The 26,072-nt window shown below is 63.8% G+C and carries 24 protein-coding genes and 6 pseudogenes; 22 read left to right on the plus strand and 8 right to left on the minus strand.

Going from position 1 to position 26,072, the window contains the following annotated elements; translation table 11 throughout:
* Positions 1 to 10: 10 nt before the first annotated feature.
* Both ACK8OU_RS09705 and ACK8OU_RS09710 read right to left on the minus strand, forming a co-directional pair.
* A complete protein-coding gene (locus tag ACK8OU_RS09705) occupies positions 11 to 766 on the minus strand; it encodes an SH3 domain-containing protein (protein ID WP_410303188.1) in 756 nt (251 codons plus the stop codon).
* Between the two features lie 202 nt (positions 767 to 968).
* Positions 969 to 1,723, minus strand: a pseudogene (locus tag ACK8OU_RS09710) (IS30 family transposase).
* Positions 1,724 to 1,800: 77 nt separating this feature from the next.
* Here ACK8OU_RS09710 and ACK8OU_RS09715 point away from each other — a divergent pair.
* From ACK8OU_RS09715 to ACK8OU_RS09755, 9 genes and pseudogenes are all read left to right on the plus strand, one after another.
* On the plus strand, positions 1,801 to 2,244 hold the full coding sequence (locus ACK8OU_RS09715; protein WP_410303272.1) for an enoyl-CoA hydratase-related protein: 444 nt from the start codon (positions 1,801 to 1,803) through the stop codon (positions 2,242 to 2,244).
* A gap of 57 nt (positions 2,245 to 2,301) precedes the next feature.
* Positions 2,302 to 3,459: an acyl-CoA dehydrogenase family protein gene (locus ACK8OU_RS09720; RefSeq protein ID WP_410303189.1), complete on the plus strand. Its 1,158-nt coding sequence runs from the start codon at positions 2,302 to 2,304 to the stop codon at positions 3,457 to 3,459.
* 81 nt (positions 3,460 to 3,540) lie between these two features.
* A complete protein-coding gene (aliA, locus tag ACK8OU_RS09725; protein WP_410303190.1) occupies positions 3,541 to 5,181 on the plus strand; it encodes a cyclohexanecarboxylate-CoA ligase in 1,641 nt (546 codons plus the stop codon).
* Positions 5,178 to 5,942, plus strand: a complete 765-nt coding sequence (locus ACK8OU_RS09730; protein ID WP_410303191.1) for an SDR family NAD(P)-dependent oxidoreductase — start codon at positions 5,178 to 5,180, stop codon at positions 5,940 to 5,942. Before aliA ends, ACK8OU_RS09730 begins: the two co-directional genes overlap by 4 nt.
* 13 nt (positions 5,943 to 5,955) lie before the next feature.
* Positions 5,956 to 8,022 carry a 3-hydroxyacyl-CoA dehydrogenase NAD-binding domain-containing protein gene (locus ACK8OU_RS09735; RefSeq protein WP_410303192.1) on the plus strand — a complete coding sequence of 689 codons (2,067 nt, stop codon included), beginning with the start codon at positions 5,956 to 5,958 and terminating at the stop codon, positions 8,020 to 8,022.
* A gap of 12 nt (positions 8,023 to 8,034) precedes the next feature.
* A complete protein-coding gene (gene pcaF, locus ACK8OU_RS09740; RefSeq protein ID WP_410303193.1) occupies positions 8,035 to 9,240 on the plus strand; it encodes a 3-oxoadipyl-CoA thiolase in 1,206 nt (401 codons plus the stop codon).
* A gap of 14 nt (positions 9,241 to 9,254) precedes the next feature.
* A pseudogene (locus ACK8OU_RS09745) lies at positions 9,255 to 9,790 on the plus strand (electron transfer flavoprotein subunit beta/FixA family protein).
* A complete protein-coding gene (locus ACK8OU_RS09750; RefSeq protein WP_410303194.1) occupies positions 9,790 to 10,170 on the plus strand; it encodes a hypothetical protein in 381 nt (126 codons plus the stop codon). Before ACK8OU_RS09745 ends, ACK8OU_RS09750 begins: the two are co-directional and overlap by 1 nt.
* Before the next feature lie 549 nt (positions 10,171 to 10,719).
* Positions 10,720 to 11,196: pseudogene (locus ACK8OU_RS09755) on the plus strand (transposase); the annotation flags it as partial.
* Here ACK8OU_RS09755 and ACK8OU_RS09760 read toward each other — a convergent pair.
* Positions 11,187 to 11,480: pseudogene (locus ACK8OU_RS09760) on the minus strand (IS3 family transposase); the annotation flags it as partial. The pseudogenes ACK8OU_RS09755 and ACK8OU_RS09760 overlap by 10 nt on opposite strands.
* A gap of 296 nt (positions 11,481 to 11,776) precedes the next feature.
* Here ACK8OU_RS09760 and ACK8OU_RS09765 point away from each other — a divergent pair.
* Positions 11,777 to 12,100 (plus strand): annotated as a pseudogene (locus ACK8OU_RS09765) (DDE-type integrase/transposase/recombinase); the annotation flags it as partial.
* A gap of 69 nt (positions 12,101 to 12,169) precedes the next feature.
* Here the strand turns inward: ACK8OU_RS09765 and ACK8OU_RS09770 are convergent.
* Complete coding sequence (locus tag ACK8OU_RS09770; RefSeq protein ID WP_410303195.1) at positions 12,170 to 12,934, minus strand: GntR family transcriptional regulator; 765 nt, start codon at positions 12,932 to 12,934, stop codon at positions 12,170 to 12,172.
* A gap of 174 nt (positions 12,935 to 13,108) precedes the next feature.
* On the opposite strand from ACK8OU_RS09770, the gene ACK8OU_RS09775 reads away from it, so the two are divergent.
* From ACK8OU_RS09775 to ACK8OU_RS09820, 10 genes are all read left to right on the plus strand, one after another.
* The gene (locus tag ACK8OU_RS09775) at positions 13,109 to 14,590 is read left to right on the plus strand and encodes a 2-hydroxymuconic semialdehyde dehydrogenase (RefSeq protein WP_410303196.1); all 1,482 of its coding nucleotides are present in this window, start codon (positions 13,109 to 13,111) and stop codon (positions 14,588 to 14,590) included.
* 13 nt (positions 14,591 to 14,603) lie between these two features.
* Entirely contained in the window at positions 14,604 to 15,401 is a 798-nt protein-coding gene (locus ACK8OU_RS09780; RefSeq protein WP_410303197.1) for a 2-keto-4-pentenoate hydratase, read from the plus strand.
* Positions 15,398 to 16,333, plus strand: a complete 936-nt coding sequence (locus ACK8OU_RS09785) for an acetaldehyde dehydrogenase (acetylating) (protein WP_410303198.1) — start codon at positions 15,398 to 15,400, stop codon at positions 16,331 to 16,333. The genes ACK8OU_RS09780 and ACK8OU_RS09785 overlap by 4 nt, the downstream gene beginning before the upstream one ends.
* A gap of 1 nt (position 16,334) precedes the next feature.
* The gene (gene dmpG, locus ACK8OU_RS09790) at positions 16,335 to 17,369 is read left to right on the plus strand and encodes a 4-hydroxy-2-oxovalerate aldolase (RefSeq protein ID WP_410303199.1); all 1,035 of its coding nucleotides are present in this window, start codon (positions 16,335 to 16,337) and stop codon (positions 17,367 to 17,369) included.
* Complete coding sequence (locus tag ACK8OU_RS09795) at positions 17,366 to 18,130, plus strand: 2-keto-4-pentenoate hydratase (RefSeq protein ID WP_410303200.1); 765 nt, start codon at positions 17,366 to 17,368, stop codon at positions 18,128 to 18,130. The genes dmpG and ACK8OU_RS09795 overlap by 4 nt, the downstream gene beginning before the upstream one ends.
* A gap of 12 nt (positions 18,131 to 18,142) precedes the next feature.
* Positions 18,143 to 18,352 carry a 2-hydroxymuconate tautomerase gene (locus ACK8OU_RS09800; RefSeq protein WP_410303201.1) on the plus strand — a complete coding sequence of 70 codons (210 nt, stop codon included), beginning with the start codon at positions 18,143 to 18,145 and terminating at the stop codon, positions 18,350 to 18,352.
* Positions 18,353 to 18,489: 137 nt separating this feature from the next.
* Positions 18,490 to 19,311: an alpha/beta fold hydrolase gene (locus tag ACK8OU_RS09805; RefSeq protein ID WP_410303202.1), complete on the plus strand. Its 822-nt coding sequence runs from the start codon at positions 18,490 to 18,492 to the stop codon at positions 19,309 to 19,311.
* A 23-nt stretch (positions 19,312 to 19,334) separates the two neighbouring features.
* The gene (locus ACK8OU_RS09810; protein WP_410303203.1) at positions 19,335 to 20,138 is read left to right on the plus strand and encodes an ABC transporter ATP-binding protein; all 804 of its coding nucleotides are present in this window, start codon (positions 19,335 to 19,337) and stop codon (positions 20,136 to 20,138) included.
* Positions 20,135 to 20,896 carry an ABC transporter permease gene (locus ACK8OU_RS09815; protein WP_410303204.1) on the plus strand — a complete coding sequence of 254 codons (762 nt, stop codon included), beginning with the start codon at positions 20,135 to 20,137 and terminating at the stop codon, positions 20,894 to 20,896. The genes ACK8OU_RS09810 and ACK8OU_RS09815 overlap by 4 nt, the downstream gene beginning before the upstream one ends.
* Positions 20,897 to 20,968: 72 nt before the next feature.
* Positions 20,969 to 22,003, plus strand: coding sequence for an ABC transporter substrate-binding protein (locus tag ACK8OU_RS09820; RefSeq protein WP_410303205.1), 1,035 nt, complete (start codon positions 20,969 to 20,971; stop codon positions 22,001 to 22,003).
* A gap of 180 nt (positions 22,004 to 22,183) precedes the next feature.
* On the opposite strand, the gene ACK8OU_RS09825 is transcribed toward ACK8OU_RS09820, so the two are convergent.
* From ACK8OU_RS09825 to ACK8OU_RS09835, 3 genes and pseudogenes are all read right to left on the minus strand, one after another.
* The gene (locus ACK8OU_RS09825; protein WP_410303206.1) at positions 22,184 to 22,318 is read right to left on the minus strand and encodes a hypothetical protein; all 135 of its coding nucleotides are present in this window, start codon (positions 22,316 to 22,318) and stop codon (positions 22,184 to 22,186) included.
* 93 nt (positions 22,319 to 22,411) lie between these two features.
* A complete protein-coding gene (locus tag ACK8OU_RS09830) occupies positions 22,412 to 22,915 on the minus strand; it encodes an electron transfer flavoprotein subunit beta/FixA family protein (protein ID WP_458524351.1) in 504 nt (167 codons plus the stop codon).
* A 3-nt stretch (positions 22,916 to 22,918) separates the two neighbouring features.
* Positions 22,919 to 23,406 (minus strand): annotated as a pseudogene (locus ACK8OU_RS09835) (transposase); the annotation flags it as partial.
* Between the two features lie 123 nt (positions 23,407 to 23,529).
* On the opposite strand from ACK8OU_RS09835, the gene ACK8OU_RS09840 reads away from it, so the two are divergent.
* Together ACK8OU_RS09840 and ACK8OU_RS09845 are read left to right on the plus strand one after the other, a co-directional pair.
* Positions 23,530 to 23,931: an MbcA/ParS/Xre antitoxin family protein gene (locus ACK8OU_RS09840; protein WP_410303207.1), complete on the plus strand. Its 402-nt coding sequence runs from the start codon at positions 23,530 to 23,532 to the stop codon at positions 23,929 to 23,931.
* On the plus strand, positions 23,928 to 24,629 hold the full coding sequence (locus ACK8OU_RS09845) for an RES family NAD+ phosphorylase (protein WP_410303208.1): 702 nt from the start codon (positions 23,928 to 23,930) through the stop codon (positions 24,627 to 24,629). The genes ACK8OU_RS09840 and ACK8OU_RS09845 overlap by 4 nt, the downstream gene beginning before the upstream one ends.
* Positions 24,630 to 24,816: 187 nt before the next feature.
* On the opposite strand, the gene ACK8OU_RS09850 is transcribed toward ACK8OU_RS09845, so the two are convergent.
* The gene (locus ACK8OU_RS09850) at positions 24,817 to 25,824 is read right to left on the minus strand and encodes an LLM class flavin-dependent oxidoreductase (RefSeq protein WP_410303209.1); all 1,008 of its coding nucleotides are present in this window, start codon (positions 25,822 to 25,824) and stop codon (positions 24,817 to 24,819) included.
* Positions 25,825 to 26,072: the final 248 nt, after the last annotated feature.

Consider the following 26,072-nt stretch of genomic DNA (forward strand, 5'->3'; position numbering starts at 1 on the left):
GTCCTTTCTGTCAATTCGGGAATTGCCATCCGTCCTGTTCAATACGGAAAATGCGGATGGGTGCGCCGGGTTGGCTTGGGTCCGGGCGCAGGCGGAAAACAGCGGTATGGCTGCGGCCAAAGTTGGTGATGCCGACATGGATCGTGATCATACCGCGCATCATCGGCTGCTCGGGGTCGGGCACGGGATCGGCGATCTGCCCGTCGAAATCCTGCGCCCCCGTCAGCGGATCGGCACCGGGCGGGTTTGTTGCCAACCCCGTGGCGATGTCCGAGAAGAAATAGTCCGCCGCCTGATCCGGATCGAGCGGATGCGGCCCGCCGCGCCCGGCCTGATCCGCCGCGGCGTAAAGCGCGCGCACCAGATCACGCGCGACGGCGACAGGATCGGCGTCCTGCACGGGGCTTGCGTTATCCGGGATCAGAAAGCGTGCCGCGACCCAGCCCGCGCGCGACAGATCGGCCGCGCGCATCAGACACCAGCGCGATGGCAAGGCCGCGACCTCGGCCTCGGTCAGCTTTGCTGCGATATCCATGGTCAGCAAGGGCACGCAGGTCACCTCGATCAGCCCCCTTTCGTCATGGGCGAAGCTGCCGACAACCTTGTAACCGATTCCCGGCCCCATCCGGGCATTCAGGGTATCACCGGGCGTCACACCACTGACCCGCCAGGCATCCGGGCCATGCCCGTCGATCTCTGCATGGGCGATCAGCGGCAAACAGGCCAAGGCCGGGATCATGGCCCATTTTTTCACGGGGCCCGCCATGTTTGTCTCCTTTTGCGCCGATCACTCTTGCTTTCCTGTGCGGAACCTTAGTCACTTGGCACCCCCGCGTCCCCGTCTGAATGGATGGGATCTGGCCCCGCTTCGCTGCGCAACGCCGACAATGACAGGATCAGCCCGACATGGGTTCCAAACAAGGTGACGGCCACATCGGGTGTGAGCGATGCCTGAACTGCGACTCCTATTACCTGCGAGGGTAGGGGGATCGCCCCATCTCCGCCATGATCTTTTCGCGGAAGACCTCTGCAGGGGTCTTCCATCCGAGGCATTTCCTGGGCGTATTGTTGAGCCGGTCGCAGAGCTGTTTCAGCTCATGATCCGGCATCTGTGTGATGTCTCGCCCACGGGGCAGCCATTTCCGGACACGCCGATTGGTGTTCTCGACGGTGCCTTTTTGCCAGGGCGATGACGGGTCGCAGAACCACGTCTGCGTGCCGAGTTCGGCCTGGAGATGCGGCCAGCTGACGAACTCCGTGCCGCGATCAAAGGTGATCGACTTGCGCGCCAGGTGGGGCAGGTCGCCGATGGCTTTCATGATCTTGCCCATGACCGGTTTCGTGCGTTTGTTCGGGTTCTTCAGCAAAACAGTGAGCCGGCTGACGCGTTCGACGAGAGACGTGACATTTGTTTGCCGATTTGTTCGGGTTTCCAGCCGTTCTTGAGCCGTTCGACGACACGCACGGCAAGTTCGGGATGCCTGATCAGTTTTCTCTGACGCGCGCGCCGGCTATCAGCCTTCAACTGCGCCGCCGCGCCATAGTAGCCCGCGTATTTGGGTAAACTCTCGTCCTCGAAATAGTTGCGCTTTAATTCACGGTAGAGTGTCGATTTCGAGTGTTTCAACTCGCGCGCCATCTCCCACACAGGGATTTTGGCATTCACCCATAGCTCGACTTTTCGACGTTCTTGGAGGTTCAGTTGCTTGTAGACATCGCCCATGGCACAATCTCCTGATTAGATAACCCATTGGTTTCTAATAGGAGTCGCACTTCAAGGTAGCGCGCACCGGCAACGTTCTGTGCACGATCTGCGATTTCACCATCGCCGGCGAAAGCGCGCAGTTCGGTCAGGTCGGCCCCAAGGTGGGTTCGGTCGATCCGGGTTATGGAACCGCCTTCCTGGCGCGGGTCGTCGGCGAAAAGAAAGCCCGCGAAATCTGGTATATGTGCCGCCGCTACAAGGCGCACGAAGCCCTTGCCATGGGCTTGGTCAACACGGTCGTCCCCGATGAGGAGCTGGACGCCGAGGTTGACCGCTGGTGTGCCGAGATCATGGAGAAATCGCCCACCGCGATCGCGCTGGCCAAGCGCAGCTTCAACATGGACACCGAACACCAGCGCGGCATCGCCGGCATGGGGATGTTCGCGCTGTCGATGTATTATGACACCGACGAAAGCAAAGAAGGCGGCATTGCCTTCAAGGAAAAGCGCAAGCCGGATTTCCGGAAATTCACGCGCTGAGTGTTTGGGGCGTGCAAGGGCAATTCCTTGCGCGCCCGCTTTTTCAGGGGGGTTGCGATGAAGACGATTTTCGACACCGAAGAACTGGACCAGATCCGCGAACTGGCGTGCAAATTCGCGCAGGATCGCGTTGCGCCGGGCTATATGGCCCGTGAAAAAAGCGGCACATTCGACATGGATCTTGTCCGCGAGATGGGCAGCCTTGGCCTGATTGCACCGGAACTGCCCGAGGAATTCGGCGGCATGGGGGCTGAATACCTTTATTCTGGCGCCATCATCGAAGAAATCGGCAAGGCCGATTTCACCTTTGGCTATGTGCCGCTGCTTGCCTCTCTGAACGGACATATCCTTGCGACATTCGCGCAAAAGCACATTGCCCGGGAATGGCTGCCCAAGCTGACCGCGGGCGAGCTGATGCTGGCCATCGCCCTGACCGAGCCGAAAGGCGGGTCGGATGCGGCCAACCTGGGGCTGAAGATGGAACGGGACGGGGATCACTACATCCTCAACGGCGAAAAGACCTCAATCTCGGCAAATCAGCTTGCCAAGGGTGTGATTACCTTCGCCCGTACCGGCCGCCCCGAGGACAAGGCGCGCGGCGTCTCGGCCATTCTGGTGCCGCTGGACCTGCCGGGGATCACCACCTCGAAATTCTCGAATATGGGCCAGAACTCGGTCGGACATGGCTCGATCTGGTTCGACAACGTGCGCGTGCCGGCCGATCACCTGCTGGGCGACGAGGGCAAGGGTTTTGCCCAGGTCATGCAGGGCTTCGACTTTTCACGCAGCCTGATCGGCCTGCAGGCCCTGGGTGCGGCGCGCGCCAGCCTGGATGAAACCTGGGCCTATATCGGTGAACGGCGCGCCTTCGACAAACCACTGGGCGCCTTCCAGGGTGTGACGCACCAGCTGGCCGATTTCGACACCAAGGTCGAGGCGGCGCGGCTGATGTCTTACAACGCGCTCTGGCTGAAAGACCGGGGCCTGCCCCATACCGCAGAGGCCGCAATGACGAAATGGTGGCCGCCGCTTCTCGCCTATGAGGCGATCCACGCCTGCCTGCTGATCCACGGCCACGCCGGCTATAGCGACACGCTGCCCTTCCAGCAGCGCCTGCGTGATGTGCTGGGCCTGCATATTGGCGACGGCACCGCCCACATCATGAAGAACATCATTGCCCGCGAACGCGCCGGGCGTGAGGCTACTGCGGGCTGACGCCCGCCCCGTCTGCGCGTCGAGGAGGGCGCGCAGACACGCGGGGTGGTAACCCGCATCTTTGCTTCGGGAGGATTTACCATGCACTTCGACGCCGTATTGATCGAACCGCGCCGCGCCTCGATGACCGATGCCGGTTACTGGCAGGACAAGACAGCCGACGATTACTTCGATGCCTGTCTGGCGGCCATGCCTGACGCGCTGGCCCTGTCGTCCATCAGCATCACCGACGGGACGCGCCGCGACCTGACCTGGGCCGAGCTTGACCTGATGGCCGATCGCGCCGCAATCGGTCTGCGCAAGCTGGGCGTGCGGCGCAATGATGTCGTAACCTGCCAATTGCCCAACAGCTGGCAATATGTGGCGACCTATCTGGCTTGTTCCCGCCTGGGCGCGGTCTTCAATCCGGTCATGCCAATCTTTCGCGAACACGAACTCAACTTCATGCTGCGCCATGGAGAGTCCAAGGTGTTCATCGTGCCGAAAATCTTCCGCGGTTTCGATCATGAAGCGATGGCCGAGGGTATGAAACCGGGCCTGCCCGATCTTAAGCAGATCGTCATCAATGGCGGCGCGGGTGAGAACACCTTTGACGCGCTGCTGTGCAATCCGGCCTTCGATACCGAACGCGCCAGCATCGCACGTGACAGCCGCCTTGGTCCGAACGACGTTTGCCAGTTGATCTATACCTCGGGCACGACGGGCGAACCCAAGGGCGTGATGCACACGGCAAACACGATGTATGCCAACCTTGCCCCCTTCGCCGCGCGTCTGGGCATGAGTCAGGATGATGTGATCCTGATGTTTTCGCCGATGGCACACATGACCGGATTCATGTATGGACTATTGCTGCCGCTGATGCTTGGGGCCCGGTTCGTTGTGATGGACACCTGGGACAAAGAGCGCGCCGCACAGACCGTGCAGGAAGACCGCATCACCTGGACGATGGCCTCGACCCCGTTCCTGATCGATCTTTCCTCAACGGTCGAAGAGAAGGGCATAGACTCCTCAAGCCTGAAGATTTACCTGTGCGCAGGCACGGCCATTCCGGGCCCGGTTGTCGAACGCGCGCAACGCGTCCTTGGAGCGCGCGTGCTTTCAGCCTGGGGCATGACCGAAAACGGTGCGGTAACGACCGTACGCCCCGAAGACCCGGCCGACCGCTCGGCGATGTCGGATGGCTGCGCGCTGCCCGGCATGGAACTGCAGATCCGCGATGCCGCTGGGAAGCCGGTGGGTCCGGGGATCGAGGGCGAGCTTTACGTGCGTGGCGCATCGAACTTTGGCGGTTATCTTAAGCGTCCCCAGTGGAACAATGTCGATGCCGATGGCTGGTTCGACACCGGTGACATCGCCCGTATCGACGGGGAAGGGTATATCCGCATCTGCGGACGGTCGAAGGATATCATCATCCGTGGTGCCGAAAACATCCCCGTGGTCGAGGTCGAAGCTGCCCTGTTCAAGCATCCGGCGGTTCAGACCGTGGCGATCGTGGGTTATCCCGATGAACGCCTAGGCGAGCGGGCCTGCGCCTTCGTGGTGCCCAAGCCCGGCCAGACCTTCACTTTCGGGCAGATGAAGTCCCATCTGGCCGAGCATCACTTTGCCATCCAGTATTGGCCTGAACGGCTTGAAATCCGCGAGGCGCTGCCCGCGACCGCCTCGGGGAAGATCCAGAAATTCGCGTTGCGCAACATGCTGCGCGAGGAACTGACGAAATGAGCTTGTCGGTCGGGCCTGTTGCCCTGGTCACCGGCGCGGGCGGCCCCATGGGGCGCGCGGTGGCGGAAAGGCTAGTGGCGGACGGTATCGCGGGCCTGGTGCTGACCGATATTTCAGGCACGCGCCTTGCCCAAACCGCCGCCGACCTGGCAGACAAGATCGGCCCTGATCGCATCGTGACCCAGCGCGCCGATGTCACCCTCGCCCCCGAAGCGCGGGCGGTGGCAGAGGCTGGGCTGGTGGCCTTCGGCCGGGTTGATCTTCTGATCAATCTGGTCGGAGGCATCCGTTCCCCGCGTCTTTACACACCATTCCTTGAGATGGAAGAAACGCAATGGCGCCAGACCTTCGATCTCAATCTGATGGGCGGTTTCCATCTGATGCAGATGCTGGTTCCGGGAATGATCGCGCGCGGGTTCGGACGTGTGGTCAATACCGCCTCAATCGTCTTTGGCGGGGAAAGCGGGCAGGCCGATTACGCTGCGGCCAAGGCAGCCGTTGCCTCGGTCACGCGAAGCCTTGCTGCGGAATTTACCCCGCATGTCACCGTGAACTGCGTGGCCCCGGGGCTGACGCGCACATCAATCACGCAGAACATTCCCGCCGTCGATGTCGCGCGCCTGACCGGGGCCGCCTTCAACCCGCGCATGGCCGAACCCGAAGAAATCGCGGCGGCGGTTTCCTTCCTGCTCCGGGAAGAGTCTCGCTTTGTAACCGGGGAAATCATCGCTGTTTCGGGCGGGTTTCACCCGCATCTGTGAAAGGATTTGCGTCATGGCCGTAACCATTGAACGCATCGGCACTGCCCTAGTGCTCCGGCTGGACAATCCGCCGGTCAACGTCATCGGCGCGGCAGTGCGGCAGGGGCTGATGGCAGGATTGGATGCCGCGCTTTCCGAGGCCGTCGACCGCGTAATTCTGACCGGAACGGGCAAGAATTTCGCAGCCGGGGCTGATGCAAAGGAATTCGGGGCGCTGCCGGCTCCGCCGCATCTGCCCGATGTGCTGGACCGGATCGAAAACTTTTCCGTGCCCTGCATCGCGGCATTGAATGGCACGGCGCTTGGCGGTGGGCTGGAAATTGCGCTGGCCTGTCGGGTGCGGATCGCCGCCCCCACGGCCCGGCTTGGCCTGCCCGAAGTGACACTGGGCGTTATTCCCGGTGCGGGCGGAACCCAGCGGCTGCCGCGCCTGATCGGCCTTGCCTCCGCGCTGGATCTGATTTCGCAGGGCCGGTTGATTTCCGGCGCCGAGGCGCATCGCCTGGGCCTTGTCGACCATTTGACCGAAGACACCCTGCCCGCGGCACTTGCCCTGCCCGCGTCCAAACTGGCCGCAGCACAGCCGACGTCAGCACGCATGGCACCCGCCGCAGATTCCGCCGGGATTGAGGCTGCGCACAAACAGGCCGCGCGCAAGATGCCCGGCCAGGTCGCACCGCAGCGCGCGATCGACATTGTGGCCCTGTCGACCGATCTGCCACTGGCCGAGGGCCTGGCGCGGGAACGCGCCGCCTTTCTTGCGCTGCGCGACGGGCCACAGGCGCGCGCGCTGCGCCACGTCTTCTTTGCCGAACGTCGTGCTGTGGCCCAGGCGCGCGATCTGGCCGCAACACCCGTGCAGGTGGATCAAGCCGTCGTTGTGGGCGGCGGCAATATGGGCGCGGGTATAGCCTATGCGCTGGCCTCGGCCGGGGTGAGTGTCACCACGGTCGAAACCAGTGACGACGCCGCACGCCGGGCCGAGGACAACATAGCGCGCCTCTATGCCGATGCCGCGAAACGCGGCCGCACAAGCGCCGATGCCGTACAGGCCACACGGAAGGCGCGTCACCGCTTTGTCGTGGGCTATGACGCCCTGCCCCCGGCGCAGATCGCGATCGAGGCGGCCTTTGAGGATCTGGCGGTCAAGCAACAGATCTTTGCCGCGCTGCAGGCGGCCTTGCCGCCGCAGGCGGTTCTGGCAACGAATACCTCGTATCTGGACATCAATCGCATCGCAGAACCCGTCAGTGACCGCAGCCGCGTTCTGGGCCTGCATTTCTTCAGCCCGGCCCATGTGATGAAACTGCTGGAGGTGATCCGCGCCGCCCATACCTCGGATGCGGCGCTAGCCACGGCGCTGAAGCTGGCACAGCGTCTTGGCAAGTTTCCCGTTCTGGCCGGGATCTGCGATGGTTTCATCGGGAACCGGATCCTGACACGCTATCGCCAGACCACCGACATCGTGATGATCGAGGGCACGATGCCCTGGGATATCGACGCCGCAATGCGCCAATTCGGTTTTGCCATGGGCCCCTATGAGGTGCAGGACCTGTCGGGTCTGGACATCGCATATGCCAACCGCAAGCGTCTTGGGCTGAAGACCCGGCCCGGCTTTCGCTATATCCCGATTGCGGACCGGATGGTGGAAGAGGCACAGCGCCTTGGCCGCAAGACATCTGCGGGCTGGTATGATTACGCCCAGGGCCAGCCCGCCAGCGCCTCGCCGGTGGTGGCGGATCTGGTGCGCGACACGGCACAGGCCCAGGGCATTGCCCCCCGCAACTGGACCAGCGAAGAGATCCAGACCCGCGCTCTGACCGCGATGATCGAAGAGGCCTGCCACATTCTGGCCGAGGGTATGGCCGCCCGGCCCGCCGATATCGATCTGGTCATGCTGCATGGCTATGGCTTTCCGCGCTGGCGCGGGGGTTTGATGCACTATGCCGATACGATCGGCCCCGCCGAACTTCTGACCCGGATCGAGAGCTTCGCCCGTCTTGATCCGCTGTCCTGGAAGGTTCCTGACCTGCTGCGCCGCCTTGTCCGGAACGGGCGCGGTTTTGACAGCCTAAACTGATCGGAAACCGATATGACCGATGCCTATATCTGTGACTATGTCCGCACGCCGATCGGGCGTTATGGCGGCGCGCTTTCTTCGGTGCGCGCCGATGATCTGGCCGCGCTGCCGCTGCGCGCGCTGATCGCGCGCAACCCCGCGCTTGATCCCGCCGCGATCGAAGAGATCTGGATGGGATGCGCCAATCAGGCCGGCGAAGACAACCGCAACGTCGCGCGCATGGCGGGCCTTCTGGCTGGCCTACCCGAGACGGTACCGGGCGTGACAGTAAACCGACTGTGCGCCTCGGGGCTGGAGGCAGTGGCTGCCGCGGGCCGCGCGATCAAGGCCGGTGAGATTGAACTGGCCATCGCTGGCGGCGTCGAAAGCATGTCGCGCGCGCCCTTCGTTATGCCGAAGGCAGGTTCGGCCTTTGATCGGCAGACCGCGATCTACGACACGACCATCGGCTGGCGGTTCGTGAACCCGACGATGAAGGCGCAATACGGTATCGAATCGATGCCCGAAACGGCGGAAAACGTGGCCGATGATTACGCCATCTCGCGCGCGGATCAGGATGCCTTTGCGCTGCGGTCACAGCAGCGCGCCGGGGTGGCGATGGCCTCGGGGCGGTTCGCGCGGGAAATCGTGCCGGTGACGGTACAACTGGGTCGCGGCAAGATCCTTGAGGTGGCACAGGACGAACATCCCCGTCCCGGTACGGCATTGGCAGACCTTCAGAAACTGCGCTCGATCACCCGCCCCGACGGGTCCGTGACGGCTGGCAATGCCTCGGGTGTCAACGATGGCACTGCGGCCTTGATCGTGGCCTCGGCCGACGCCGCACGGCGCCATGGCCTGACCCCGATCGCGCGCATCCTTGGCGCGGCAAGTGCCGGAATTGCACCGCGGATCATGGGCTATGGCCCGGTGCCGGCGGTGCAAAAGCTCTGCGCGCAGGCCGGGATCGGTGTCGATCAGCTTGACGTGATCGAACTGAACGAAGCCTTCGCCGCCCAAGCTCTTGCCGTCATGCGGGGTCTGGGCATCGCGGATGACGATCCGCGCGTCAACCGCAACGGCGGCGCGATCGCACTTGGCCATCCGTTGGGCATGTCCGGCGCGCGGATTACCGGCACCACTGCTCTGGAACTGCAGCAGACCGGCGGTCGCTATGGCTTGGCCACCATGTGTGTGGGCGTTGGCCAAGGCGCCGCGATCCTGCTTGAACGTGTATGAGAAAGGGAAATCCGATGAAGATCCTCGTACCGGTCAAGCGCGTGATTGACTACAACGTTAAGGTTCGTGTGAAGGCGGACGGTAGCGGGGTTGATCTTGCCAATGTGAAAATGTCGATGAACCCGTTCGACGAGATTGCGGTGGAAGAGGCGATCCGTCTGAAGGAGAAGGGCGCGGCATCTGAAATCGTGGTGGTTTCGGTGGGCGTGAAGCAGGCGGCGGAAACGCTGCGCACGGCGCTTGCGATGGGGGCGATGTGGCCCGCGTCACGCGTGAGGTTGACGGCGGGTTGCAGACCATTTCGGTCAAGCTGCCGGCGATCGTGACGGCGGACCTGCGGCTGAATGAGCCGCGCTATGCCAGCCTGCCCAACATCATGAAGGCAAAGAAGAAACCGCTCGAAGAAAAGACCGCGGCCGATTACGGCGTGGACGTTTCGCCGCGGCTGACCGTCGTGAAAACGGCGGAACCGGCGGGCCGGTCGGCGGGGATCAGGGTGGCCTCGGTCGATGAGCTGGTGGGCAAACTGAAAGACGCGGGGGTGATCTGATGTCGGTTCTTCTGATTGCAGAGGTGAATGGCGGCGATCTGGCGCTGGACGCGACGGCCAAGGCGCTGTCGGCGGCGAAGGCGCTGGGTCCGGTGACGGTTCTGGTCGCGGGGTCGGGCGTCGATGCGGCGGCGGCTGCGGCGGCGAGATCGGGCTCAGAGAATTGCGGCAATATCTGCGCAGAGAGCCTGTGGTGGACCCGCCCGAACTTGGCCCGCCAGTCGGCCTCGGTCAGCACCTTACGCTGGTCCACCACGAAATCCAGAAACGCCATCAGCGCGGGAAGCTTGCGGGTGGTGATGACGCCGTTGCGGCATTCGAGGCTGCCCCAGAACGGCACCGGGCAGGCCTCGCCCGAGGAGGCGAACGGGCTTTTGTAGAAGCCGGAACAGCTTGCCAGCCACACATCCTGTTCGCCTGCCAGCAATGCGGGAACATCGGTCGCCATGCCCTCTGGAAAAGCGGGCTGTGCCGAAGACGGAGCTGCCAAGACATTGGCCTCGGCCTCCGGGGTCAGCACGGTGAGCCGCAACGCATCTTCGACAGCGTCCATCAGCGCCTCGGCGATGGTGGCTTCGTGGATCGGCCGCAATGCCGGAATGTCTCCATAGTAGTTTACGGCAACCTCGACGGTATATCCAACCGCAAACGCGAGGGGCGATTGCCCGAGAAGATCCGCTTCTATACCCGGTCTTCGCTGCTGATCGTTGATGAGATCGGCTAAACGCCATCTTCCGTGAGCACGCCTGAGCAGGGCTGTCGCCACTCGGAAAGCAGAATGAGCGAAGCTCTCGAAGGCCTCAATGCCGTGATCCGGCAAGGTCGTGTCGCGAAGTTGGTGGAAATTTTAAGGCTGCGTAAGCTCCGGGTGAACATCCACCCACCCAACCGGCGGCTGCAACCGCCAGGGAGATCACGCCAGGAACCAGATTACCGACACTGCGAGCTTTGCGCTACTGGCCGGGGAGGCCGGGTTCGACCCGATCGAGGAACGGCTACGTGCCAACGTCCGCGCGACGATCGAAGCCGTTTTCGAAGAGGGGTTGGCCGGCTTTCTCGGCCGCCTTCGCTACGACCGAGGCGAGGGCCCCGCAAAAGGATATCGCCACGGGCACCGCGAACGGCAACTCACCGGCACCTTCGGGACGGAAACGGTGCGGGTGCCGCGCGCCCGGATCGAGGACGACGCAGGCAAGGTAACGGAATGGCGCTCGAAGGCGCTGCCCCGTTATCAGCGGCTGACAAAGAAGGCCGAGGCCCTGATCGCCGCGGTCTATCTCGCCGTCACCAACACCCGGCGCGTGAAGCGGGCGCAGTTCGGCCTGTTCGGGGGAGCCGTCAGCAAGGACGTGGCCAGCCGCGCCTGGCGCAAGGTGAAGGTGGACTGGGACGCCTATCTCATGCGTCGTCCTCCCCATCACCGATCATGCTTTTTTTGAGCAACCGGTTCTCAAGCGTCAGCTCGGCAACCACCTCCTTCAGGGCTGCGGATTCCGAGCGCAGCTCCTTGACTTCTGGCGCCGTCGCCTGTCTCGTGGTGACAAAGCGCAGCGATGTTCTGCTCACCGCGCAGACCCGCCAGGACGATCCTGATCTTCTCCTCGGCCGAGTAGTGTTTGCGCGTCTTGCGCTTGATACCCCGGACCAGCTTGTCAGCGGCATCCTTCGATGTTCCGGATTTCTTGTTCATCTTCGCTCCATAATGGCTGCGACGAACCAGAAATCCTCCGTTGATCAAACCCCTGAATCTGTCCGGTGGGTGCTGACGTCAGATACTGAGAGGTCTGCGGGTGGATCGCCCGATACCCATGTCTGGCGCGCGGATATCTACAGCCACCAGAGCCCTCATTCAGCCTTTGGCGGCAAGCCGACGGCGCCGGTCTATTGACAGAGAAATAATATCAACCAACCCGACAAGCAGGTGCAACGAGTAGTTTAATTTACCCCAGATCTTGTCCAAGAGATGGGGATTAGCTCAGTCTTGTCCGCGATCTGCAGGAGATTCTGGCTGAACGTGGCTTCAGCGTCGACCACGCCAGGCTGAACTGCTGGGTGCTGAAATTCGCACCGCTAATCGCGGCACAGACGCAAGCCTGGAAACGGCCGACTGCGAACTCCTGGCGGATGGGCGAAACGTACATCAAGGCGAAAAGCCGTTGGACCTACCTCTACCGGGCCGTGGAACGCGATGATCAAACCCTTGATTTCATGCTCTCCGATCGACGAGGTATGGCGGCTACCCGGCGCTTCTTAAGGCAAGCGATCACCACCAAAGGCGTACCCGACCAGTCCCCCCGACCGGCTTCGGGCTTTGCGACACAACCGGCTCAAGTCGACTGGTTTCTCGCGCTCTCGGCTTGGCCGGAGCCAAGCCGCGGGTCAGTCCGCGGCTTCGGGCGCCGTGTCGGCGGCGGTGGTATAGGCGGATGCCAGAAAATCACCACCCTGCGCCACCTGCACAAGATTGCGTGACACATCGGCCACCGATTTAGAGATGTGCTGCTCCAGATAGGCGGCGCAGGCATCCACATCGCCACGGATCGCACTGTCGAAGATGTTCCGATGCTCTTCGCGCACATCGCGGTGCGCCCGGTTGTTGCCAAGCGCCAGCCTCAGATAGCGGCGGCTGTGTTCGTGGAGCTGGCTACGATAGCGGATCAGCCATTCGTTGTGGCAATTGGCGACCAGAGAATCGTGGAAGGTCAAGTTCCGGCGATGCCATTCCGAAGCGACGGTCAGATCGTTCTTGCCCAGCATCCGGTCTTCGACCAGCTTGAGCTTGTGGAAGGCGGCGAACAGTTCGCCCTCCCAATTGTCGTCGCGATGCTGCAGCGATTCCCGCAGCGCTGCCACCTCGATGATCGCGCGCGCCGAACTGATCGCCTGAAAATCCGCCAAGCTGAGGCCGCGCACATAAAACCCCCGCTGGCTTTCCGAGACCACAAGCTGATCGGTCATCAGCCGTGACAGCGCCTCGCGTACCGTGGCGGTGGACACGTCGAACTGGCGGCGCAGATTGTCCACATGCAGGCGTTCGTCGGGCTTCAGGGCAAAGTTGAAGATCCGCCGCTTGATCTCTTCCTGAACCGTCTCGATGGCGGTGCGCTTGGGGTTTGAGGTGCTCGCCGGGTCTGCCTGGCTCATGCCTTTTCCTTCTCTGCTTCATCCCAATCTAGCGCGCAACCCCTCGCATATCAACGGCTTCTTATTATTAAAAACGTTTATTCTATTTAAAAAACGTTTTTAATGTTGACACAACGTTTTTTGTTAAACATCTTTGCCCTCAGACCGGGCTCAGGCTTGGAAGGAGGGAATTGCGTGTCGCAACAACACAACCAGACTTTGGAACATCGGCTGTTCATCGACGGCGCCCATGTGGCGGCCAGCTCGGGGCGGACCTTTGAAAAAATCTCGCCGGTCACCGGGCAGGTGATCGCCCATGTGCACGAGGCGGGGCGCGCCGATGTGGACCGCGCCGTGCAGGCCGCGCGGGTGGCCCTGCGGGGACCCTGGGGTCAGCTCAAGCTGCGCGAGCGCGCCGATCTGCTTATCACTCTGTCGCAGGCGATCAACGCGCGTTTCGATGATTTTCTGGAAGCTGAAGTTGCCGATACCGGCAAGCCGCGCAGCCTGGCCCGGATGGTCGACATCCCGCGCGGGGCGGCCAATTTTGCCACCTTCGCCGATATGATCAAGAACCTCGGGTCCGAGTTCTATGAAACCGACACGCCCGATGGTGGCCGCGCGCTGAACTATGGCGTGCATCGGCCCAAGGGGGTGATCGCGGTGATCTCGCCCTGGAACCTGCCGCTGCTGCTGATGACCTGGAAGGTCGGTCCGGCGCTGGCCTGCGGCAATACGGTGGTCGTGAAACCCTCGGAAATCACGCCGCATTCGGCCACGCTGCTGGGCGAGGTGATGAATACGGTCGGGATCCCGAAGGGCGTGTACAACGTCGTGCACGGTTTCGGGCCCGGATCGGCGGGCGAATACCTTACTCAGCATCCCGGCGTCGACGGCATCACCTTCACCGGCGAGACGAAAACCGGCGAGGCGATCATGAAACAGGCCGCAGTGGGCCTGCGCGACGTGTCCTTCGAGATGGGCGGCAAAAATGCGGCGATCGTGTTCGCCGATGCCGATCTCGACAAGGCGGTCGCGGGCACGATGCAATCGGTCTTTGCCAATTGCGGTCAGGTCTGTCTGGGCACCGAGCGGGTCTATGTCGAACGCCCGGTGTTCGACACCTTCGTGAACCGGCTCAAGACCGCGGCCGAGGGGCTGGTTCTGGGCGGATCGGATCACCCCGGGGTATCGATGGGGCCGCTGATCAGTGCCGAACATCGCGACAAGGTACTGTCCTATTACCAGAAGGCGCAGGCACTTGGCGCCAAGGTTGTGACCGGCGGCGGCGTGCCCGATTTCGGCGATGCGCGCGATCAGGGGTTCTTCGTCGAGCCGACGATCTGGACCGGGCTGGGGCAGGACAGCGCGATCATGCGCGAGGAAATCTTTGGCCCCTGCTGCCACATCACCCCCTTCGACAGCGAGGATGAGGTGATCGGGCTGGCCAATGACAGCGATTATGGGCTGGCCTGCGCGATCTGGACCGAAAACATCAGCCGCGCGCATCGCGTGGCGCCCCAGATCGAGGTCGGGCTGGCCTGGGTGAATTCCTGGTTCCTGCGCGATTTGCGCACCGCCTTCGGCGGGGCCAAGCAATCGGGCATCGGGCGCGAGGGCGGCGAGCATTCGCTCGAGTTCTACACCGAGCGCGCCAATGTCTGCGTCAAACTGTGAAGGAGGACAGCCGGTGACCGAGACCATCAACCAGATTGCCCAAGCGCTGCTGACGGCCAGCCGGGACGGTACACCGATCATGCCGATCGCGCCACAGCTTGGGGTGGGCGCGGGGCTGGAACAGGCCTATGCCGTGCAGGACCGGATTACTAAGGCGGGGCTGGCCGCGGGGCGGCGCCTTGTGGGGCGCAAGATCGGGCTCACCTCGGCGGCGGTGCAGGCACAGATGGGCGTGAAACAGCCCGATTACGGCGTTCTTTTCGCCGATATGGAATATGGCGACGCCGAGGAAATCCCCTGCGCGCGGCTGATCCAGCCCAAGGTCGAGGCCGAGATCGCGCTGGTGCTAGAGCGCGATCTGCCCGGCGCCGATACCACCCCCAGCGAGCTGATGCGCGCCGTAGCCTATGCGCTGCCCGCCATCGAGATCGTCGACAGCCGCATCCGCGACTGGAAGATCGGCATCCTCGACACCGTGGCCGACAATGCCTCGTCGGGGCTTTATGTGCTGGGCGCACGGCCCGTCAGGCTCGCAGATTTCGACATGCGGCTGTGCGGGATGGTGATGGAGCGCGCGGGCCAGCCGGTCAGCTTTGGCGCAGGGACCGCCTGCATGGGCCATCCGATGACCGCCGCCCTGTGGCTGGTGCGCAAGATGGCCGAGGTCGGCCGCCCGATGCGGGCCGGCGACGTGATCCTTTCGGGCGCGCTGGGGCCAATGGTGGCCGCCGCCCCGGGGGATGACTTTTGCGTCCGCATCGAGGGGCTGGGCGCAGTTACGACCAGATTTTCCAGGGGGACAGAGGCATGAAACACAAGGTTGCGATCATCGGCTCTGGAAATATAGGCACCGATCTGATGGTCAAGATCCTGAAGGGATCAGACGCGCTGGAAATGGCGGCGATGGTAGGGATCGACCCGACCAGCGACGGGCTGAAACGCGCGGCCGATCTGGGCGTCGCCACCACGCATGAGGGGCTTGAGGGGCTGCGTGCCCTGCCGGGCTATCGCGATATTTCCATCGTGATGGATGCCACCTCGGCGGGCGCTCATCTGGCGCATCATCCGGTGCTGATCGCCGATGGCAAGCAAGTGATTGACCTGACCCCCGCCGCCATCGGCCCCTTCGTGGTACCGCCGGTGAACCTGCAGACGCATCGCGATGCGCCCGCGCTCAACATGGTCACCTGTGGCGGCCAGGCGACGATCCCGATGGTGCATGCGGTGGCGCGCGCCACCGACCGGCTGATCTATGCCGAAATCGTCGCCTCGGTTTCGTCACGTTCGGCCGGGCCAGGCACGCGCGCCAATATCGACGAATTCACCCAGACCACCGCACGCGCCATCGAGCAGGTGGGCGGCGCCGAACGGGGTAAGGCGATCATCATCCTGAACCCGGCGGAACCGCCGATGCTGATGCGGGATTCGATCTTCACCCTCAGCCAGGGCGGCAGCGAACAGGCGATCCGCGACAGCATCGCCGAGATGGTGCAAGCGGTGCAGGCCTATGTGCCAGGCTACCGGCTGAAACAGGCGGTGCAATTCGAACAAATCCCCGCCGACGCGCCGCTGAACCTGCCGGGCATCGGCGCGGTCTGGGGGCTCAAGACCTCGGTCTTCATTGAGGTCGAGGGCGCGGCTGATTACTTTCCGGCCTATGCCGGCAATCTCGACATCATGACCTCGGCGGCCAAGGCTACGGCGGAAAGCTGGGCGCGGGCGCATTGCAAGGAGGCCGTCTGACATGGCGATCACAGATAAATCCCGCCTCTATATCCAGGATGTCAGCCTGCGCGACGGCATGCATGCCCTGCGCCACAAGATGCGCCTTGAGGACGTGGCGCGCATCGCCGCGGCGCTGGATCAGGCCGGGGTCGACGCGCTGGAAGTAACCCATGGCGACGGGCTGTCGGGGTCGTCGTTCAACTATGGTTTCGGCAGCCATTCCGATCTGGACTGGATCGCCGCCGCCGCAGATGCGGTGAAGACGGCGCGCGTTACCGTGCTGCTGGTGCCGGGCATCGGGCTGGCCGATGATCTGAAGGCCGCCCATGCGGTGGGGGCGCGGTCTGTGCGCATCGCCACCCATTGCACCGAGGCTGATGTGTCGCGCCAGCATATTCGAGTGGCGCGCGATCTGGGCTATGACACCGCCTGCTTTCTGATGATGGCGCATATGACCCCGCCCGACGCGCTGGCCGAACAGGCGCTGCTGATGGAAAGCTATGGGGCGGAATGCGTCTATGTGGTGGACAGTTCGGGCGCGATGCTGCCCGATGACATTACCGTGCGCGTCACAGCGCTGCGCCGGGCACTGAAACCGGAAACCGAGGTCGGCATCCACACCCATGAAAACCTGCACCATGGCGTGGCCAATGCGGTGGCCGGGGTGCGCGCCGGGGCGGTGCGGGTCGATGGCTCGCTGGCCGGGCTAGGCGCGGGGGCGGGCAATGCGCCGATCGAGGCGCTGATCGCGGTCTTCGACCGGCTAAGCCTGCCGACGGGCTGCGATTTCGCCAGGCTGTCGGCAGCGGCGGATGATTTGGTGCGCCCGCTGATGGACCGCCCCGTGCGGGTCGACCGCGAAAGCCTGATGCTGGGCTATGCCGGGGTCTATTCGTCCTTCCTGCGCCATGCCGAAACCGCGGCGCAAACCTATGGCATTCCGACCTCCGACATTCTGGTCGAGCTGGGACGGCGCAAGATGATCGGCGGGCAGGAAGACATGATCGTGGATGTGGCGCTGGATCTGGTGGCCGCACGAAAGGGAGCAGCATGAGCCAAATTTCCGCAATCGCAGAGCGTCTTGACCGGGCGATCACCACGGCCACGGCCACCCATCAACAACCCGAGGCTGCGGCTTTCGATGCCGAAACCGGCTATGCGATCCAGGCGATGGGGATCGCGCGGCGCGCAGCACGCGGTGAGCGGGTGATCGGCGTGAAGATGGGGCTGACCAGCCGCGCCAAGATGGAGCAAGTCGGCGTGAACGAGGTGACCTGGGGACGCCTGACCGATGCCATGCGCCGCGAGGAGGGCGGCGCGCTGACCCGCGCCGAGTTCATCCACCCGCGCGCAGAACCCGAGATCGCCTTCATCCTGAAGCGCCCTCTGTCGGGCGAGATGTCGCTGGCCGAGGCCGCCGCCGCAGTCGAGGCCCTGGCCCCCGCAATCGAGATCATCGACTCGCGCTATGAGAATTTCCGGTTCTCGCTGGGCGATGTGGTGGCCGACAATTCCTCGTCGGCGGCCTTCTTCATCGGTCCTTGGGCGCATCCCGAAACCGATATCGCTAATCTGGGCATCGTGCTGTCGGTGGACGGGCAGCCGCGCGAGATCGGATCTTCGGCGGCAATTCTCGGCCATCCTTATCGGGCGCTGGTGGCGGCGGCCCGCATGACCGCGCGGGCGGGGCTCACGCTCAAGGCGGGTGATATCGTGCTTGCGGGCGCCGCCACGGCGGCGGTGCCGTTGGCGCCGGGCATGGCGGTGATGGCCGAGGTTCAGGGCCTGGGCCGTGTCGGATTTCGCGTGATCTGAGGAGGGCAGAGGATGCCATTGGTTGAAATCACCCTGATCGAAGGCCGCACCCCTGCGCAGAAACGCGCACTGATCGCGGGCGTGACCGATGCGGTGGAAATCTCGCTGGGCGCCCCGCGCGCCGCGATCCGGGTGGCGCTGCGCGAACTGCCCCCCGAACATTGGGCGATCGGCGGAGAAAGCATCGCCGAGAAACGCGCACACGAGGCAGGCAGCGGCTGACAGGCCGCGCCGAACGGGCGCGCGACCGCCCCCTAGGCGGTCGCATACTGATTTGGCACGCGTTGGGGAGGACAACATGCCTGCATTCACACACCGACACCAGCCGGTCGGTCGCTTCGTGTCCACAGGGCAGAGCGATGGCTGACAATCCCGAAATCGGTCGGCAGATCACCCTTGGCGGCCTGTCGACGAATTACCACGACATCGGCAGCGGGGCGGCTGTCGTCTTCGTGCATGGCTCGGGGCCCGGGGTCTCGGCCTGGGCGAACTGGCGGTTGAACCTGGGTCCGGTGGCGGCGCAGGGGTTCCGCTGCCTGGCCCCCGACATGGCAGGGTTTGGCTACAGCGCGGCGCCCGCCGATCTGGTGTTCTCGCGCGATCTTTGGGTCGATCAGCTGGCCGCCTTCATCGACAGCCAGACTGACACGCCGGTGCATCTGATCGGCAATTCCTTTGGCGGTGCCATCGCGCTGGCCTATGCGATCCGTTTTCCCGAGCGACTGAACAAGCTGGTGCTGATGGGGGCGGTGGGGGTCGATTTCCTGATCACCGAGGCGCTGGACCGGATCTGGGGGCATCAGGCGAGCCTGGAGAACATGTGCGCTGCGCTGCGCCTGTTTGCCCATGACCACAGCCTTCTGAGCGATGATCTGGCAGAGCTGCGGCACCGTGCCTGCCTGCGTCCCGGCGTGATGGAGGCCTTTTCCGCCATGTTCCCCGCGCCGCGCCAGCAGGCCCTGCGGGCGCTGGCCTCGGATGAGGCGGCGATTGCCCGGCTCAATACACCCACGCTGGTACTGCACGGGCGCGAGGACAGGGTGATCCCACCCGAGGTCTCGCAGCGGCTGTTCGATCTGCTGCCGCAGTCCGAATTGCACATGTTCGGCGGCTGCGGACATTGGACGCAAATCGAGAAGACACACAGATTCAATATCCTGGTCGGCGACTTCCTGAAGTGACGACCATGCCTGGAGGAGAGGAAATGACATCGCTTAACGCGACGGGGGCACGGGGTGAGACAATCTCGCTGCGTGGGGTCAACAAGACCTATCAGACGGCCAAGGGTCCGTTGCCGGTTCTGGACGGGATCAACCTAGAGATCGGAGCGGGCGAATTCGTCTCTTTCGTCGGGCCATCGGGCTGCGGGAAATCCACGCTACTCAAGATCATCGCGGGGCTGGTGCGCCATGACAGCGGCGAGGTCAGCGTCGGCGGGCAGCACCCGCGCGAGGGGCGGCAGGACATCGGCTTCATGCTGCAGCAATCGGTGCTGATGCCCTGGCTCGACGTGCGCCGCAATGTCGAACTGCCTTTCGTGATCGCGCGCCGCAAGGACAACAGGACCGCTGCGCGGGTCGATGCCCTGCTGGAGCTGGTGGGCCTGTCCGAGGTGGGCGCACTGAACCCATGGGAGCTGTCGGGGGGCATGCAGCAGCGCGTCGCGCTGGCCCGCGCGCTGGCCCTTGATCCCGGGGTGATGCTGATGGACGAGCCGTTCTCGGCCCTGGATGAGTTCAAGCGCGAATATCTCAACATCGAGGTGGCGCAGATGGCCGACGCACTGGGGAAGACCACGCTTCTGGTGACCCACAGCATCGGTGAGGCGGTGCTGATGTCGGACCGGATCATCGCGCTCGGGGCCAATCCGGGGCGCGTGGTGGGTGACATCAGGGTCGATCTGGCTCGCCCCCGGCGGCCCGAGATGGTCGGGTCGGACCGCTATCAGCACCTTGTCAACGAGGTACGCGCAGCACTTTCGATGGGCCCGGCAGGAGAACAGGCATGAACAGATCGCTGATCTATCGCATTGGCTTGCCGACGCTGGTCGGTCTGGTCTTCGTCGCGGGCTGGCAGCTGGCCAGTAGCGCCAAACTGCTGAACCCGATCATGGTGCCCTCACCCGCCGCCATCGGCGCGGCCTTTGGTGAGCTGGTGACGCGTGGCTATTTCTGGCACGCCACCTGGATCACCCTGCAGGAAACCATCTTCGGCTTTGCCATCGGCGTGACGCTGGGACTGGTGATCGGGGCGCTGACCGGCACGTTCCGGGTGTTCCGCGCCGCGATTTATCCCTTTGTTATTGCCTTCCAGAATACGCCCCGCGTGGCGCTGGCGCCGATCTTCCTGACGTGGTTCGGCTTTGGCATGACCTCAAAGGTGGTGATGGCGGCGGTAATCTGCTTCTTCCCGGTGGTCATCAACACCGTGGCGGGCATGGCCAGCGTCGGCGACAACGCCAAGATGCTGTTCCGCACACTGGGGGCAGGCCGCGCACAAACCTTCTTCCGGCTGACCCTGCCAGGGGCCTCGGCCGTGGCCTTCGCCGGGGTGAAGACCGCGCTGACGCTGGCGCTGCTGGGGGCGATCGTGGGCGAATTCGTTGGCGCCTCCGAAGGGCTTGGCGTGCTCATCAAGGAGATGAACTTCCAGCTCGAAGTCGCCAAGGGCTTTGCGGTGGTGATCTTCCTCGCCGTCATTGGCCTCGTTCTCTACGGGCTGATCGAGCTGCTGGAGAAGATGCTGATCACCTGGTCACGCGATTGACAGATCCGCCCACGCGGGAGGCGTGGGCGGGCATCGGACGGACACCAAAGACCAACCAAGGGAGAGAGAACCATGAAACGCAAGATCAGCAAGACCGGGGTCGTTCTGGCCGCTGCATTCGCCGCGCAGCTGGGGGCGGGCAGCGCCGCTCTGGCCGCGGATCTGACCAAAGTCGATGTGCTGCTGCCATTGCCCGAGGGCATTCCCTTCGCCTCGCTGATCGTGGCACGCGAGCGCGGCTATTTCGCCGATCAGGGGCTGGAGATTACGACCTCGGTGGCCGATGGCTCGGGCTATCTGGCACAGCAGGTCGTCGCCGGAAATCGCGATTTCGCTCTGATGGGTGCGGCGGATGCAGTGGTGGCCTTCAACCGGCGCAATGACGTGCGGGTGATTTTCTGCAATCAGGTCAACAACGTCTATCGCATCGTCGCGCGGGCCGACACCGGGATTACCTCGGTCGAGGGGCTGCGGGGCAAGGCACTAGGATATACCGAGCCGGGCGGCGGCGAAAGCCAGCTGGTCTCAGCGGCGATTGCCTCGGCCGGGCTCGAGGTGAACCGCTCGATCACGCTGCTGCCAATCGGGCCTGCCGGCCCGCAATCGCTGCTGGCGCTGCAGCGCGACACGGTTCAGGCCTATAGCTCCAGCTTCCCGGATGTGGCGGTGCTGGCCGCCTCGGGCATCGAATGGACCGACATCACGCCCGCGCGCTATGCCAATGTACCCGGCGCCTGCATGGTCACCACCGAGGAGGTTCTGGCCACCGACGCGGGCATGAAAGTGGCCGAGGCGCTCACCTTCGGCTGGGTGGCGGGGCAATATGACATGATCGCCAACCCAGATGAAGCCTTCGGGATGGTCTGTGCGGCGGTGCCTGCGGCCTGCGAGAACGGCGATGTCTCGCGCGCGCTTTTCGATGAGGCGCTCAAGCTCGTGACCCCGCCCGAAGGCCAGCGCCCGGGCGAACTGCGTCTGTCGTCTTGGGAAACGGTGGTGGAGATCCTGGCCTCGACCGAAACCGTGCCCGCCGATCTGGATGTGACGCCGATGATCTCGGGTGGCAAGGTCGAGGCGATCGTGGCGAAGGCCTACGCCGGGCGCTGACCTCGGCGCGCAACTCCGGGCGCCCGGTCGGTTGATCGGGCGCCTGTTTCAGGCCCGCTGCACAGCCCGGCGGTCACGCATCTGCGGGCAGCACGCGGCGCAAGGTGCGCTTGGCGCGGCAGGACGGTTATTTGGAGCGGCTCAATGAGACGGCGCAGGACTGGGTTCATCCTCGCACCATCATGCGCAGCCATTCGGCGGACAGCCGGTTGGTCTTCGAGGTGGCAGATCCGCCAGCGGCTCGGCCAGCCCATGCGCATAGGCCGCGTCATCGGCCGTCAGCACCTTGGCCACACCATCCAGCGCCGCATCCACGCCCGCACCGTCACCGGGCCCATCTTCTTCGCCGTGCTCAGCGCCTTCGAGGTCGCGTCGAGGCTGTTCACCTCGCGATCAGAAGAACCGACATCACAGAACCCCCGCGTCTTTCAGTTTCGCCACCAGCTCGTCGACCGAGCCCACCTTGATCCCGGCCGAACGGCCCGCCGGCTCTGCCGTCTTCACGACGCTCAGGCGCGGGGTCACGTCGACGCCGTAATCGGCGGCGGTCTTCTCATCGAGCGGCTTTTTCTTCGCCTTCATGATGTTGGGAAGCGAGGCATAGCGCGGCTCATTCAGCCTCAGGTCCGCGGTCACGATCGCCGGCAGCTTGACCGAGATCGTCTGCAGACCACCATCGACCTCACGCGTCACTTTCGCGCTGTCGCCGACAATCTCGACCTCCGAGGCGAAGATCGCCTGACCCCAGCCGAGCAGCGCCGCCAGCATCTGGCCGGCCGCGTTCATGTCGTTGTCGATCGCCTGCTTGCCCGCGATGACAAGGCCCGGGGCCTCTTCCACCGCAATCTCGTCGAACGGGTTCATCGACATTTTCACATTGGCAAGATCGACACCGCTACCATCCGCCTTCACACGAACCTTACCCTTGCGCTCCAGCAGGATGACGATCCGGCGATAGCCAAACCGGCGCCGCTTCCCGGCGATCTCCTTCATCTCCTCGCGGATCTCCGGGCAGTCCGGCGGGCGTGTGCGCCGGACCGTCTTGGGGTCGACACCGACAGGCTGGCAAGCCCGACGCTGCGAGATGTCATGATCCCGCATCGCCCCGAGCGCCGCCTCTCGCTGCCTGGTCAATGTCGTTAGTTCTTTCCCAGCAGATCCTTCAGAACCACGTTGTCGAGCATGGTGTCGGCCAACAGACGTTTGAGCTTGGCGTTTTCGTCTTCGAGCGCCTTCAGCCTGGCCGCCTCAGAGACCTCCATGCCACCATACTTGGCCTTGAACTTGTAAAAGGTCGCCGGGCTGAGGCCATGCCTACGGCACACATCAGCTGTCGGCATGCCTGCCTCCTGCTCCTTGAGCATCCCGATAATCTGCGCCTCGGTGAAACGGCTTTTTCGCATTCGTCTGCTCCTTCAGAATTGGCGCAGACTCTACACTACGTTGAGGGATCCCGCGGGGGGCAGGTCAGGCCGAATAGTTCATTTGATCTTTACAAAAGGTCCATATGGACTAAATTGAAGCCAGTGGAGGACGCCATGTACGTCACAAAGAAAATCCGGGAACCGGCACAGATCAACGCCGTCGCGTTGAAAGCCTATGCCCGTGTCGCCGATGCCTGGGGTCTCAGCCTCAAGGAAGCCGCTGGCCTGGCCGACATGTCCGAGAGCACATGGAAGCGCGCCAAGAAGCCGGATTTTGCGGGGGAGCTGACCAAGGACCAACTGCTGCGCCTCAGCGCGGTGATCGGCATCTACAAGTCGCTCGAACTCTATTTCTCCGGGCCACTCGCGCGAGGCTGGTTCACCCGGCCGAACACCGGTCCGCTGTTTGCGGGCAACCGTCCGGTCGATACCGCCATAGACGGCGGACTGCCGCAGATCCTTGCGGTGCGGACCTATCTAGATGCCCTGCGCGGTGGGGCATGAAGCAGACCGGGATTTCCGATCGAGGTCTCGTTCGTCTTCTGCCCGCCACCTACCACAAGCCGCCATCCCTGCGCGGCCTTGTCGATACCGATGACGAGATGGAGATCCTGGCCGAGATCGAGGGCCTGACCAGCGGCCGTCTTCTGGCGGAACGTGGCCGCAACCCGCATCTGGACCCGCGCGAGCTTGCCTGGCAGCGCCGCAGCCGTGATCTGCGCATCTATGGCGACAGCCATGTCAATGCGGCCTTCACCTATACGCGCGCGGGCGGAAACCGCTTCAACACCGAGAAGCGCGGCGCCTGGTATTGCGCATGGGACGTGATGGTATCCGTCAGCGAAGTGGCCTGGCACCGGACACGGGAACTTGGCTTTACGGGCAGCTTCCATGACAGTGCCCGCTATGTGGAACTGCTGGCGGATTTCATCGGGGTCTTTGACGATCTGACCGATGCGCCGGGCCATCCCGCGCTGCATTCAGATCCGGCTGTCGGATATCCCGAGGGACAGAACCTTGCCCGGCATCTGCGCCGGGCCGGGTCGCGGGGTCTGATCTATCCTTCGGTCCGGGCCCCGGCCCCCGGTGGGAATTGCCTGGTCTGCTTCCAGCCACACGCCATCCAGAACGTCCGGCCGGGCGCATCCTGGGATCTTGTTTGGGATGGGACGCCGCACTACTCGATTACGGCTGTCGGCTGACCGATCAGGAGCACCGACAGATCGTCCGGGAAAGCGGGTACCGAACCCGCATCTTGGCCTTTGCACGGCGGCGGACGTGGTATCCTGTGCACCGCTTGCCGAAGCCCTGCGCCCGAAGCTGCACATCTACGGCTGACGGACCGCATTTCACCAAGCAGGCGTGCAGAGGGGGAAGCTGACGGCAATATCAGGCAACATGAGTTGTGTTGCAGAGTTCTGTCAGGACATCGGCCGCAATCTCGAATGAGCGGACCCGCGCGGTGTGGTCGTGGATCATTCCCGTGATCATCAGTTCATCGGGGCGGAATGTGTCGATCAGCGCGCCAAGCTGGTCGCGCACCGTCGCGGCCGCGCCGGTGGCGGAACAGGACAGGGCCTGGCGGACCTGGGCCATGACCGGCGCGGGGGTGTCCCGATCCAGATCGCGGGTCGGGTGTGGCAGCTTGCCGGGCTGCCCCGTGCGCAGCCGCGCAAAGGCCAGCAGTTGCGACGTTCGCAGGAAGGCTGCCTGTTCATCGCTGTCAGCCGCGCAGACCCCCGCTGCCATCATTACATGGGGCTTGTCCAGCCGCTCCGAGGGCCGGAAGCTGCGGCGATAGACCTCAAGTGCCTGGCCCAGCATCGCGGGCGCGAAATGCGAGGCGAAGGCATAGGGCAGACCCAGAAAGGCCGCCAGTTGCGCGCCATAAAGACTGGACCCGAGGATCCAGACGGGGACATGGGTGCCACTTCCCGGAATGGCGCGCACGGGCGCGCTTTCGGCGTCATTGCCCAGATAGCCGATCAGTTCCTGCACATCGCGGGGGAAACTGTCTTCGGGCGCCATGTGGCGGCGTAGCGCGCGGGCGGTGGCCATGTCGGTGCCGGGCGCGCGGCCCAGCCCCAGATCGATCCGCCCGGGGTAAAGCGTGGCCAGGGTGCCGAATTGTTCGGCAATCACCAGCGGCGCATGGTTGGGCAGCATGATGCCGCCCGCGCCAATCCGCATCGTTCGGGTCTGGCCTGCCACATGGCCGATCAACACTGCGGTGGCCGCGCTGGCGATGCCTGGCATGTTGTGATGTTCGGCCAGCCAGTAGCGGTGATAACCGAACCGCTCGGCCGCGCGGGCAAGATCCACCGTTGCCGCCAGGGCATCGGCTGCCGTATGTCCCTCGGGAATGGGGGACAGATCAAGAAGTGAAAAATGCTGCATCGCGGCCTCCGTGCCTGTGAAGCTAATCATCGCGCGCGGTCAGGCCAAGGGCACCTGGCCGTTTTGCCGACCGGGGCAGGTGGTTTGCGCAAGGGACATTGGGCCGGGCGGGGGGTGGTTGTCTTTTGCGCAGGGGGCCGTAATATCTCGCGGCACAGGCGACAAGCCGATCCCTTGGGGCTGAACTGGACCATGACCGCCTTTTCCAATTTTACGGCCCTCTTTCCCCTGCTGGTCGGGTCCAGAGC

Origin of the sequence: Pontitalea aquivivens, from assembly GCF_046507575.1 — a bacterium.
GTDB classification, from domain to species: Bacteria; Pseudomonadota; Alphaproteobacteria; order Rhodobacterales; family Rhodobacteraceae; genus Pontitalea; species Pontitalea aquivivens.

Excerpts from the sequence above, each read along its gene's own strand:
- ACK8OU_RS09705 (WP_410303188.1), bottom strand. The coding sequence starts at position 766 with ATGGCGGGCCCCGTGAAAAAATGGGCCATGATCCCGGCCTTGGCCTGT.
- ACK8OU_RS09720 (WP_410303189.1), top strand. The coding sequence starts at position 2,302 with ATGAAGACGATTTTCGACACCGAAGAACTGGACCAGATCCGCGAACTG.
- aliA (WP_410303190.1), top strand. The coding sequence starts at position 3,541 with ATGCACTTCGACGCCGTATTGATCGAACCGCGCCGCGCCTCGATGACC.
- ACK8OU_RS09730 (WP_410303191.1), top strand. The coding sequence starts at position 5,178 with ATGAGCTTGTCGGTCGGGCCTGTTGCCCTGGTCACCGGCGCGGGCGGC.
- ACK8OU_RS09735 (WP_410303192.1), top strand. The coding sequence starts at position 5,956 with ATGGCCGTAACCATTGAACGCATCGGCACTGCCCTAGTGCTCCGGCTG.
- pcaF (WP_410303193.1), top strand. The coding sequence starts at position 8,035 with ATGACCGATGCCTATATCTGTGACTATGTCCGCACGCCGATCGGGCGT.
- ACK8OU_RS09750 (WP_410303194.1), top strand. The coding sequence starts at position 9,790 with ATGTCGGTTCTTCTGATTGCAGAGGTGAATGGCGGCGATCTGGCGCTG.
- ACK8OU_RS09770 (WP_410303195.1), bottom strand. The coding sequence starts at position 12,934 with ATGAGCCAGGCAGACCCGGCGAGCACCTCAAACCCCAAGCGCACCGCC.
- ACK8OU_RS09785 (WP_410303198.1), top strand. The coding sequence starts at position 15,398 with ATGAAACACAAGGTTGCGATCATCGGCTCTGGAAATATAGGCACCGAT.
- dmpG (WP_410303199.1), top strand. The coding sequence starts at position 16,335 with ATGGCGATCACAGATAAATCCCGCCTCTATATCCAGGATGTCAGCCTG.
- ACK8OU_RS09795 (WP_410303200.1), top strand. The coding sequence starts at position 17,366 with ATGAGCCAAATTTCCGCAATCGCAGAGCGTCTTGACCGGGCGATCACC.
- ACK8OU_RS09800 (WP_410303201.1), top strand. The coding sequence starts at position 18,143 with ATGCCATTGGTTGAAATCACCCTGATCGAAGGCCGCACCCCTGCGCAG.
- ACK8OU_RS09805 (WP_410303202.1), top strand. The coding sequence starts at position 18,490 with ATGGCTGACAATCCCGAAATCGGTCGGCAGATCACCCTTGGCGGCCTG.
- ACK8OU_RS09810 (WP_410303203.1), top strand. The coding sequence starts at position 19,335 with ATGACATCGCTTAACGCGACGGGGGCACGGGGTGAGACAATCTCGCTG.
- ACK8OU_RS09815 (WP_410303204.1), top strand. The coding sequence starts at position 20,135 with ATGAACAGATCGCTGATCTATCGCATTGGCTTGCCGACGCTGGTCGGT.
- ACK8OU_RS09820 (WP_410303205.1), top strand. The coding sequence starts at position 20,969 with ATGAAACGCAAGATCAGCAAGACCGGGGTCGTTCTGGCCGCTGCATTC.
- ACK8OU_RS09845 (WP_410303208.1), top strand. The coding sequence starts at position 23,928 with ATGAAGCAGACCGGGATTTCCGATCGAGGTCTCGTTCGTCTTCTGCCC.
- ACK8OU_RS09850 (WP_410303209.1), bottom strand. The coding sequence starts at position 25,824 with ATGCAGCATTTTTCACTTCTTGATCTGTCCCCCATTCCCGAGGGACAT.